This window comes from Streptomyces chiangmaiensis (assembly GCF_036281785.1).
GTDB lineage: Bacteria > Actinomycetota > Actinomycetes > Streptomycetales > Streptomycetaceae > Streptomyces > Streptomyces chiangmaiensis.
Window position 1 is genome coordinate 1 of sequence record NZ_JAYWVC010000266.1, and the last position, 9,238, is coordinate 9,238.

13 protein-coding genes are annotated in these 9,238 nt (G+C 67.9%); 11 read left to right on the top strand and 2 right to left on the bottom strand.

The features are described 5' to 3' along the window. The first annotated feature begins 16 nt into the window (after positions 1-16). Positions 17-493 (top strand): hypothetical protein, encoded by a 477-nt coding sequence (locus tag VXC91_RS39135; RefSeq protein WP_329512120.1) that lies wholly within the window; start codon positions 17-19, stop codon positions 491-493. A 150-nt stretch (positions 494-643) separates the two neighbouring features. Here the strand turns inward: VXC91_RS39135 and VXC91_RS39140 are convergent, their stop codons facing one another. Both VXC91_RS39140 and VXC91_RS39145 read right to left on the bottom strand, forming a co-directional pair. Then, positions 644-1,057: an Imm10 family immunity protein gene (locus tag VXC91_RS39140; protein WP_329512121.1), complete on the bottom strand. Its 414-nt coding sequence runs from the start codon at positions 1,055-1,057 to the stop codon at positions 644-646. Between the two features lie 1,039 nt (positions 1,058-2,096). Continuing rightward, positions 2,097-2,855, bottom strand: a complete 759-nt coding sequence (locus VXC91_RS39145; protein ID WP_329512122.1) for a GntR family transcriptional regulator — start codon at positions 2,853-2,855, stop codon at positions 2,097-2,099. Positions 2,856-3,037: 182 nt separating this feature from the next. Between VXC91_RS39145 and VXC91_RS39150 the strand changes: the two genes are divergently transcribed. The 10 genes from VXC91_RS39150 (at position 3,038) to VXC91_RS39195 (ending at position 9,176) form a co-directional block, all read left to right on the top strand. Next, the gene (locus VXC91_RS39150) at positions 3,038-3,367 is read left to right on the top strand and encodes an SCO3933 family regulatory protein (RefSeq protein WP_329512123.1); all 330 of its coding nucleotides are present in this window, start codon (positions 3,038-3,040) and stop codon (positions 3,365-3,367) included. A gap of 2 nt (positions 3,368-3,369) precedes the next feature. Next, positions 3,370-4,707, top strand: a complete 1,338-nt coding sequence (locus tag VXC91_RS39155; RefSeq protein ID WP_329512124.1) for an FtsK/SpoIIIE domain-containing protein — start codon at positions 3,370-3,372, stop codon at positions 4,705-4,707. A 15-nt stretch (positions 4,708-4,722) separates the two neighbouring features. Beyond that, positions 4,723-5,382 (top strand): DUF2637 domain-containing protein, encoded by a 660-nt coding sequence (locus tag VXC91_RS39160; RefSeq protein WP_329512125.1) that lies wholly within the window; start codon positions 4,723-4,725, stop codon positions 5,380-5,382. Between the two features lie 21 nt (positions 5,383-5,403). After that, positions 5,404-5,589 carry a mobile element transfer protein gene (locus VXC91_RS39165; RefSeq protein WP_329512126.1) on the top strand — a complete coding sequence of 62 codons (186 nt, stop codon included), beginning with the start codon at positions 5,404-5,406 and terminating at the stop codon, positions 5,587-5,589. 17 nt (positions 5,590-5,606) lie between these two features. Beyond that, on the top strand, positions 5,607-5,918 hold the full coding sequence (locus tag VXC91_RS39170) for a SpdD protein (RefSeq protein WP_329512127.1): 312 nt from the start codon (positions 5,607-5,609) through the stop codon (positions 5,916-5,918). A 92-nt stretch (positions 5,919-6,010) separates the two neighbouring features. After that, entirely contained in the window at positions 6,011-6,193 is a 183-nt protein-coding gene (locus VXC91_RS39175) for a hypothetical protein (protein WP_329512128.1), read from the top strand. A 4-nt stretch (positions 6,194-6,197) separates the two neighbouring features. Further along, a complete protein-coding gene (locus VXC91_RS39180; protein WP_329512129.1) occupies positions 6,198-6,434 on the top strand; it encodes a hypothetical protein in 237 nt (78 codons plus the stop codon). Then, positions 6,431-7,825, top strand: a complete 1,395-nt coding sequence (gene repSA / locus VXC91_RS39185) for a replication initiator protein RepSA (protein ID WP_329512130.1) — start codon at positions 6,431-6,433, stop codon at positions 7,823-7,825. The genes VXC91_RS39180 and repSA overlap by 4 nt, the downstream gene beginning before the upstream one ends. Beyond that, the gene (locus VXC91_RS39190) at positions 7,822-8,010 is read left to right on the top strand and encodes a helix-turn-helix domain-containing protein (protein WP_329512131.1); all 189 of its coding nucleotides are present in this window, start codon (positions 7,822-7,824) and stop codon (positions 8,008-8,010) included. Before repSA ends, VXC91_RS39190 begins: the two co-directional genes overlap by 4 nt. Then, positions 8,010-9,176, top strand: coding sequence for a site-specific integrase (locus tag VXC91_RS39195; RefSeq protein ID WP_329512132.1), 1,167 nt, complete (start codon positions 8,010-8,012; stop codon positions 9,174-9,176). Before VXC91_RS39190 ends, VXC91_RS39195 begins: the two co-directional genes overlap by 1 nt. Positions 9,177-9,238: the final 62 nt, after the last annotated feature.

A 9,238-nucleotide genomic window follows, 5' to 3' on the forward strand; every position in this document is an offset into this window, starting at 1 on the left:
GCGCTAGCGTGCCCCCATGGATCGCCTAGGTCGTGCAGCGGTGAACATGGCTCTCGGAGAGCAGGCCACCGAGGACCTGCCGATGATTGCTGCACTGGCGGTGGCTGATGGCCTGGACAGCCCTGCATTGGTCGAGTTGGCAGGCCTCTCTCGACGGGACCCGCCAGCCGACATCCGAGATCTCTTCGTGCAAGCCATGGCTGAACTGGGCCGTCCCGTTCCCGGGGTCTCGGACGCCTGGTGGGAGCGAATGTTCGATGCGGCGCGGGGGATGTTGAGCGGCTCCCTGACCCACTACGAGGCCAGCAATGAGATCTACTGGTGCGCCTGCCACCTAGAACGAACGGATGCCGCGATCGAACTGGTCGACCTTTTCTGCGGGCTGTGGAGCAACTGGGAAGACTGGCCGGATGAGCGTGCAGCCATCGAACAGGACATGCGCCTGGCTGCTGCGGACCTTCTGCGCAGCCATGGCGAGCAGGCGCCTGAGTAAGCGGGACTGCTCGCCCGGCACGCTGACCTTCTGATCCGTAGCTCTATGGGGAACGGCCGTTGGCGGTCATACCGGTTGTGACTCGGCCCTTCGAGGGCACTATCGGCTGGGTGCGGTTGCTGAGGTTGCTGTACTCCGCTGCTGTACGCGCTAGAGCTCGACCAGTCTTGGGCGGGCATCTGGGCGCCCGTACGTCAGGATGCGCGGCAGCACTTCGCGCATGCGTGCCACGTCCGCCGCTGGCGCATGGAGCAAGGCCTCGACGACGGGATCGGCCAAGCCGAGGGCGTCCAACGACGAAGGATCCAATGTCACCCGCAGCACATTGCCGTCCAGTTCCACCTCGCGTACACAGCCGTAGGCAGTCCCCTGGTCGGGTGTGACAAGACAATGTGTGTCCATGCCCAGGGACACTTCCTGCGCATCGGGCTCGCCGAAGTCGCACATGAACAACAAGGAGAACCCCTCCTCGTCGTTCGACTCGGCCACTCCCGCCATCACACAGTCGTCTTGGTCCGGATCATCGAACCCGCAAGCAAGCTGCGCCGTGAATCTGTACGCCATGCGGGTGTTTCTAGCACTCCAGGCTGACAGCTTCGATTACATCGGGGAATGGGCGGGGCACTTCGATGACGAGCTCAAGCAACGGAGGCGACGCACACTTTGTCGGGTGCATCGCCCCGTTGTTTGGAGCTCTGGCCTCATCCTTATCAGGTCGATCACACGGTGTCGGCAACGGCGGCCAACGCTCTCTGCGCCTGGCCTGATCGTCCACTGCGGTGCGGCCTGGGTCACAGCTGTTCGCGCTTGTTGGTGTCAGCCGTTGGTGTCAGCGCAGAGGGGCGGTCTTGACAATCCGCCCCGGAGCACTGGGTAGTTCTGTTCCGCCTACGTCGCCGCAACGGTGCTGTCATCCACATCGTCAGTCCGACGAGGGACAAGATGATTGTCCCCCCGATGACGGTAGGGACGGCCGCCACGAGAAAGAAGGTAAGAAGCAGCTCCCCCCACGTCAACTCCTCAACCATCGTGCTCCCGCCCTGTGTCATGAACGCCATGACGCAGGCAGGCAACGATCAGTTCCATAGCTATATGTGGATCGGTCGTTACTGGAACGGTCATACCGGCCGCGCACGGGCTCGCAGCCTCAGCCCACCACCCTCCCCAGCTCCCGTCCCGTCCGCCGTCGACCCACACACCGTGGAGCGGGCGTGGTTCATGGCGTCCAGGTGGAGCGCGCCACTGTACGAACGACCTGGACGCCATGGGCCGCGTCTGCTCGGCTCTGCCTGGGTCGACGGTGGACGGGACGGGAGCACTCAACGCACGCCACTACGGGCCCGCAGTCGGCCATGGCGCCCCCTCCATCCCGGTGCCGGCCGATCCCCCGCCGGAGGCAATGCCTTGACCGGGGCCGCACTCTGCGGTGATCGACTCATGGCCTCCGGCCCTATCCACAGTGGGCGCGCGACGGCGCAGCGCGGGCGGAGCGGGCCGAAGGCAGGAGCGGCGCCCGGAGCGGCGCCGGGTAGCGCGCCCGGCGAAGCGGAGCGCAGCCGGGTGCCTTGATGAGGTAGAGAAACCTGTAACAGCTCGCGCGGGGTCACGCGTCGAAGTCGTACTCCAGGATGTAGGAGGCGGCATCGAGCGTCATCTCGTTGATCTCGACGGGGCGGCCTTCGTCTGCGAATGCGGTGCGGCAGATGAGGATGACGGGCGTGCCCGCGGAGATGCTCAGCTGCGCTGCTTCGTGCTTCGTGGGCATGCGCGAGCGGATCTCCTCGCGGAAGTGCACTGGCTTGTAGCCGAGTTCGGCAAGCCGTGCGTACGTTCCGCCGGGGCCCGTGTCTTCCTGAGTGATTGCGGATCCTGCGACCACTGACGTGGGCAGGTAGCTCGTCGCGAGCAGGACGGGCTTCCCGTCCAGGACGAACCGCCGGCGCCTCACGCAGACGCTGTCATCCTCGGCCAGATCGAGGACCAGACTGACGCGCTCGGGAGCGGCCTCCTCGGACACCGTCACCTGATCCACAACTAGTGCACGGCTCTCGATGTCGGCAGACCAGATAGAGCGGCCACTTCCCCACTGCTCCTGTGACAGTCGCTGGATGCCCCGGCGTCGCAGGGGTCGGAAGTCTCGTACGAACACGCCCGCGCCCTTGCGTGCTTCGGCGACGCCTTCGTCCTTGAGCACGCCCAGGGCCTGGCGGGCCGTCATGCGGGCCACGCCGTGCTCGGCCATCAGGTCGTTCTCTCCCGGAAGCCGGTCACCGGGACCGTACTCGCCCGACTGGATCGCCTCACGTAGAGCGTCCGCGATCCGCTGGTACTTCGGCCGACGATCGTCATCGGGGTTCGTCATTCCGGGGCCCTCCTCTCTTCTCTAGACAGCCTAGGCCATGTGTGTGGGCACCCGCTCGGTGCGTGTAGCCACAATCCTCCGCTTCGAACATCTCTATACTTGACGTCTCTAGAGATCTCCGCTCCAATGGAGATGTCTAGAGAGGTCGCATAGGGCGGCCTCCCGGAACGAGGGATGTGCTCATGCCGTCTTTCAAGATCGACCTTTCGACCGCTGTGGTGTTCGTGGCGACTGCGCCCGTGCCGAAGCTGGTCAACCAGAAGACCGGTGAGCGGGCTGTGGACCGGGAGACCGGTGCGGGTCTGTCCACTGTGGGTCTGCTGGTCTCGGATGAGGGGGAGGGGAACCTGTACCAGGTCACCATCCCCGAGACGGGTTTCCCCGAGGGCCTGGCGCCGGGCATACCGGTCAAGGTCGTCGGGCTGAAGGCCCGTGATTGGGAGAACGAGTTCAACGGGCAGAAGCGGCACGGGATCTCGTTCCGCGCTGTCGCGGTCACGTCGGCGGTCTGACGATGACCGACGTCTCGATGTGGCTGGAGGCCACGGGAGCCTTAGCGGGGGCTGGCGGACTCGGCTACGCGAAGGTACGCGCTCCGCGCGTGTACTGGTCGCTGGTCGGGCTGCCGGTCACCTGGGGCCGGTTCACGATCACGTACCGCTCGACGATGGACGTGTGCGGGCTGACGGTGCAGCCGTCGCGCCTGCGGGCGTTCCTCACGAAGAACGTGGCCCATCGTGAGGTGCTGCCGGTCCCGCCGAAGGTCCGCCGGGTTCGCGGAACGTCGACGGGGTTGCGGGTGACCCTGCGGCTTCCCGCCGGTCTGGAACCGGCCGACCTGGTGGCGGCCTCCGAGCGGCTGCGGCACGCGTGGGGCGTCCACTCCGTGACCATCGCCGAGACCAAGCCGGGGTATGTCGAGCTGCGTATGACGGGCTATGACGTGCTGCGGCGGGTGCAGATGCCGCGCGGGGCAGGCCCGGAGGGTCTGGCTGTTCCGGTGGCTTTGCGGGAGGACGGGACCGCGTTCGTCCGCGACTACCGCAAGGTGCCCATGGCGCTGACCCTGGGCGCCAACAACTCCGGAAAGTCCGTCTACCAGCGGAATCTGATCAAGGGCTTGGCGCGGTTGCCGGTGGCGCTGGTCGGGATCGACTGCAAGCGCGGTGTCGAGCAGTCCGCGTACGCGCCTCGCCTGTCGGCCCTGGCCACCACACCGGATGACTCCGCGTCCCTGCTGGATGTGCTGGTGGCGGAGATGGAGTCCCGCTTCGACCTGCTGAGCCTGCACGGCGTCTCCGACGTGTGGGACCTGCCCGAGTCGCTGCGGCCGGTGCCCGTGATCGTCCTGGTCGATGAGGTGGCGGAACTGTTCCTGATCGCCTCCCGCAAGGATGAGGAGCGGCGGGAGCGGATCGTCACCGCCTTGATCCGGCTCGCGCAGATGGCCCGCGCGGTCGGCATCCACCTGGAGATCTGCGGCCAGCGCTTCGGCTCCGAGCTGGGCAAGGGCGCGACCATGCTGCGGGCCCAGCTCACCGGCCGGGTGGTGCACCGGGTCAACGACAAGCAGACCGCTGAAATGGGGCTCGCCGACGTGGCGCCGGACGCGGTCCTGGCCGCCGGTCTCATACCGGCAGAGCGCCCCGGAACAGCGGTTGCGGCGGATTCCTCGGGGGGCTGGGCGAAGATCCGCACCCCGCACACCTCCCGCGCTGAAGCCATGGCGGTGTGCCGGGAGTTCGCCCACCTCGTCCCCGACTTCCCCGCCCTCGATCCCTTCCGTCCACGCGTGCCCGCCGACGCCCCGGCGTCCGGGTCCCTGGTCAAGCCGCTGCCGGTCACGGACTGAGAGGAGTGATCTGCCGTGAGCCGCTCGATCCGCCCCGATGCGGTCCTGATCCAAGCCGTGATCGCCGGTGCCCTGTCGTTCGCGCACCTGCATGATCTGGCTGCGGCTGCCGGACAGTCCGGGTGGAAGGCGTGGGCCTATCCGGTCTCGGTCGACCTGCTGTTGGTCGCCGCCTGGCGCCGACTGCGCACCGGCCGGGACCGCTCTTCCTGGACCTGGTTCGCGATCGCCCTGTGCGCCTCGCTCGGCGCCAACGTCGCCACCGCGGGCCTGCTCGACATGGACCACGTGCCGGCCTGGCTGCGCATCCTCGTCGCCGGATGGCCTGCCCTCGCCTTCCTCGGCGGAACCCTCCTCGTCCACGCCCCCGCCCCCAACACCCCGGACCCGGCAACGAACCCTGAACCAGCGGTGCCGGAAGTCGAGATGCAGCGCACCGATACACCCCAACCAGCTCCGGCCCCGGTCCCGGCGGCGGAACTGACCGCAGCATCGCCCAAGCCGCCCGCGTCTGCCCCGGCTGTTCCGTCAGCACTGCTCGACCACGCCCGATCGATCGCCGACGCGCACCGGAGCACGACGGGCGAGCCGATCACTGCCGATGCGCTCACTGCCCGGCTTGGTCTGCCCGCCTCGACCTGCCAGGCAATCGCCGCCCAACTCCAACTCACCTGATCCCGAAGGAGGCTCCGCCCCATGCGCCCGAATCGCTTCTACCGGGTGGTGCACATCGGGCCAGTCAAGGTCGGCACCTACAACAACGGCCGTGGCCAGACCAAGCACACCGCGGCCTGCACCGCCCCCGGCTGCGGCTTCTCCACCGAGCACCGCGACCGATCGGCCGCTGAACTCGCCGCCCGCACCCACCGCTGCAACGCCTGACCGAGAGGAGAACTCCCGTGTTCACCCCGAAGTACCCGACCCCGGACACCGCCCCCACGCCCACCACACTGCCGCAGCCATCCACCGCGACACCCCTGGTTCCCGCCTCGCAGACAAGTCCGGTCCCGGTCGCCCCGGCGTCGAACCGGCCCACTGTTCAGCTCACCCCGGGCAGCGCGCTCGCGCTCGCTGCCGGTGGCGGTGCTGTGGTCCTCGTCGTCGGCGCAGTCCTGGTCTCCATGCTCCTGGCCGTCGCCATCACCGGCGTCTCCGTCGCCTTGTGCGCGGTCGTCCTGCGCTCGCTCGTCAAGGACCTGCACAAACACTGAACGGCCCCGGGGCGGCTCTCTCGCCAAAGATCCGCCGCCCCGGTGCCTGCAACCACTTCCAGATCCAACAGACCCGAAAGGGAAGTCCCATCATGCTCCAGCACGCCCCGAACACGCCCGTATGCCGCGACTGCGACGGCTTCGCGGCCGTGGCCATCACCACTGGCACCCGGCACCGCGACGGCACCCGCGTCACCCTCCACGTCACCTGCCCCGCCTGCCAGGGCACCGGCCACACCGCCCCCGCCCACCTGCTCGCCCAGGCCCGGCGGTGACCACGTGAAGAGCCTCACCACCTCGGCCCACATCGAGCCGGACACCCGCTTCCGCGTCACCGAGTTCTCGGACAGCACCGACCCCTTTGTCAGCCTCCGCATCGGCGGTGACTTCGTCGAAATCGCACTGATCGCCACGCCCGGTACCTCCGAGACACTGCGCAACCTGGCTGCCGCAGCACTCGAAGCCGCCGACGCTCTGGACGCCCTGAACACCGACGCGCCGGAGGTGTCCGCGTGACCGACACCGCCACCGCGGCGGGCCTGGATGCAGCCACCCTCACCGACGTGCTCAGGGTGGCTGGCTCCGCCGACTTCGACCGCTGGCAAGAACAGATCCGCCGTACCGGCGGCTGCGCCGACCCGATCCGGCTCGCAGGCTCCACCAAGACGATCGACCCGTCAACCGGCACCGTCCTGCACCACTACACGACCGAGCACGAACCGGGCGGCATGCTCCGCATCGCATGCGGCAACCGCCGGGCCTCGCGCTGCCCGGCCTGCGCCTGGACCTACGCCGGAGACACCTACCACCTCATCCGCGCCGGACTCACCGGAGACCCCGACAAAGGCACCCCGCACACCGTCCGCGAGCACCCCCGCGTCTTCGCCACCTTCACCGCCCCCTCCTTCGGCCCCGTCCACAACCGCCCTGGCAACCGGCCTTGCGCCTGCGGCACCCGCCATGACGAGGACGCACCCGAACTCGGCACCCCACTGGACCCGGATACGTACGACTACGCGGGCGCCGTGCTGTGGAACAATCACGCCTCCGACCTGTGGCGCTACTTCACGATCTACCTGCGCCGTGAGATCGCGAAGCGGGCCGGGCTCACCCAGAAAACCGCCCACGAACAGTCCCGACTGTCCTTCGGCAAGGTCGCCGAGTACCAAAAGCGCGGCGCAGTCCACTTCCACGCCGTGATCCGCTTCGACGGACCCGAAGGACCCGACACCCCGCCCCCGGCCTGGGCCACCCTCGACCTGCTCACCGACGCCATCCACGCCGCAGCCGCCCGCGTCGCCGTCGACGTGCCACCCGCCGGTGACCAGCCCGCTCGCACGCTGCGGTGGGGCACGCAACTCGACGTCCAGCCGATCGGCGCCTTCGCAAACGGCGAAGACATCACCGAACAGGCCGTCGCCTCCTACGTCGCCAAGTACGCCACCAAGGCCGCCGAGACCACCGGCACCGTGGACCGCCGGATCGGCAACAAGGAAGCCCTCGTCCTGCTTGAGGTGCCCGACCACCCGTGCCGGCTCATCGAGGCCTGCCTCGACCTGCACGCGCTCTACCCCGAGCGGAAGTTACGGGACTGGGCCCACATGCTCGGCTTCCGCGGCCACTTCTCCACCAAGTCCCGCCGCTACTCCACCACCCTCGGCGCCCTGCGCCAGGTCCGCGCCGACTACCGCGCCGCCCAGCAACGCGCCGCGCTCGGCCTGCCCGACCCCGACGACGACCCGGAGGCAACCACGCTCACCCTCGCCCACTGGACCTACGCCGGCCACGGCCACACCCCCGGCGAATCCTGGCTCGCCGCCAACATCCACCGCGACATCCAACTCAACCGCGAAACCGCCCGCGAGGAACTGCCCGCTCTGCTCGACCTGGAAGGAGCTGCCGCATGACCACCGCTACGCCTGAGTTGATGACCGTCCCTGAGGTCATGGAACGGCTCAAGGTCGGTCGCACCAAGGTCTATGACCTGATCCGGACGCGACAGCTGGTGTCCATCAAGGTCGACGGCTGCCGTCGTATCCCCACGGACGCGGTGCGTGCCTTCATCACGGGTCAGATCGGAGAGGGTGCCTGATGACCAAGCGTCGTAGCCGTGGTGATGGCGGGCTGCATTGGGACGAGAACAGACGGCGGTGGATCGCCACGGCGAACCTCGGTTTCGATCCGAGCGGCAAACGGATCGTCAAGCGGGGGAGTGGCAAGACCAAGACGGAGGCGAAGAACAAGCTCAAGGAGGTCTTGAGGGACCACGAGGATGGCCTGGCGATCGCGCCTACGGGCTATACAGTCGGCGACGCCGTGAACGATTGGCTTGCGTACGGCCTGGCTAGCCGCGACCCACGCACGGTTGAGAAGTGCACCACCATGAGCCAGAAGCACGTGATCCCGGCACTGGGTGCCCGGAAGCTCCGAGACCTCAGCGCGGAAGATGTCGACCGTTGGCTGGCTGTCAAGGCCAAGATCCTCAGCACACGCACACTGCAAGAAGTCCACTCCTGCCTGAACCGCTCGGTCAAACGAGCCATGGCACGGGACAAGGTGAAGCGCAATGTCGTTGAGCTCTGCTCGGTACCTCAGGGGCAGCCGGGGCGCCCGTCCAAGGCGCTCGCCTTCGCCCAGGCCGAAGCGGTGCTGAGGGCGGCCGAGGGGAGCTCGATGCACGCGTACATCGTCGTCGCCCTGCTGACCGGCGCACGGACAGAGGAGCTGCGGGCGCTGACCTGGGACCACGTATTTCTCAAGGGAAAGCCGGACGCCGACCCGCCACAGCCGCCGCACATCGCCGTGTGGCGCTCGGTCCGGCGCGGTGGGGACACGAAGACCAAGAAGTCTCGTCGCACGCTCGCCCTGCCGGCGCGTTGCGTCGATGCCCTTTGGCAGCACTTCGAGGACCAGGGCTGGGAGCGGCTTGCCGCTGGTGACGAGTGGGATGAACACGGGCTGGTCTTCTCGTCGGCTGTGGGCAAGCCGCTCGACGCGACGAACGTGCGGCGGGCCTTTCGCCAGGCGCTCAAGGATGCCGAGGGAGTCAACGCTGACGAGTGGACGCCGCGGGAGCTCCGGCACAGCTTCGTGTCGCTGCTCTCGGACCGAGGGGTGCCCCTGGAGGAGATCTCTCGACTTGTTGGCCACTCCGGTACGGCCGTGACCGAGGAGGTCTACCGCAAGCAGATCCGCCCCGTGATCCAGACCGGCGCCGTGGTCATGGACGGCATCTTCAAGCGGGATCCGGAGCGGTAGTCACGCAGATAGACACGCAAACGAAACAGGCCAGGCACCTACTCACGTGAGTAGGTGCCTGG

Coding starts and splice junctions, on each gene's coding strand:
- VXC91_RS39135 (WP_329512120.1), top strand. CDS start 17: ATGGATCGCCTAGGTCGTGCAGCGGTGAACATGGCTCTCGGAGAGCAG.
- VXC91_RS39140 (WP_329512121.1), bottom strand. CDS start 1,057: ATGGCGTACAGATTCACGGCGCAGCTTGCTTGCGGGTTCGATGATCCG.
- VXC91_RS39145 (WP_329512122.1), bottom strand. CDS start 2,855: ATGACGAACCCCGATGACGATCGTCGGCCGAAGTACCAGCGGATCGCG.
- VXC91_RS39150 (WP_329512123.1), top strand. CDS start 3,038: ATGCCGTCTTTCAAGATCGACCTTTCGACCGCTGTGGTGTTCGTGGCG.
- VXC91_RS39155 (WP_329512124.1), top strand. CDS start 3,370: ATGACCGACGTCTCGATGTGGCTGGAGGCCACGGGAGCCTTAGCGGGG.
- VXC91_RS39165 (WP_329512126.1), top strand. CDS start 5,404: ATGCGCCCGAATCGCTTCTACCGGGTGGTGCACATCGGGCCAGTCAAG.
- VXC91_RS39175 (WP_329512128.1), top strand. CDS start 6,011: ATGCTCCAGCACGCCCCGAACACGCCCGTATGCCGCGACTGCGACGGC.
- VXC91_RS39190 (WP_329512131.1), top strand. CDS start 7,822: ATGACCACCGCTACGCCTGAGTTGATGACCGTCCCTGAGGTCATGGAA.
- VXC91_RS39195 (WP_329512132.1), top strand. CDS start 8,010: ATGACCAAGCGTCGTAGCCGTGGTGATGGCGGGCTGCATTGGGACGAG.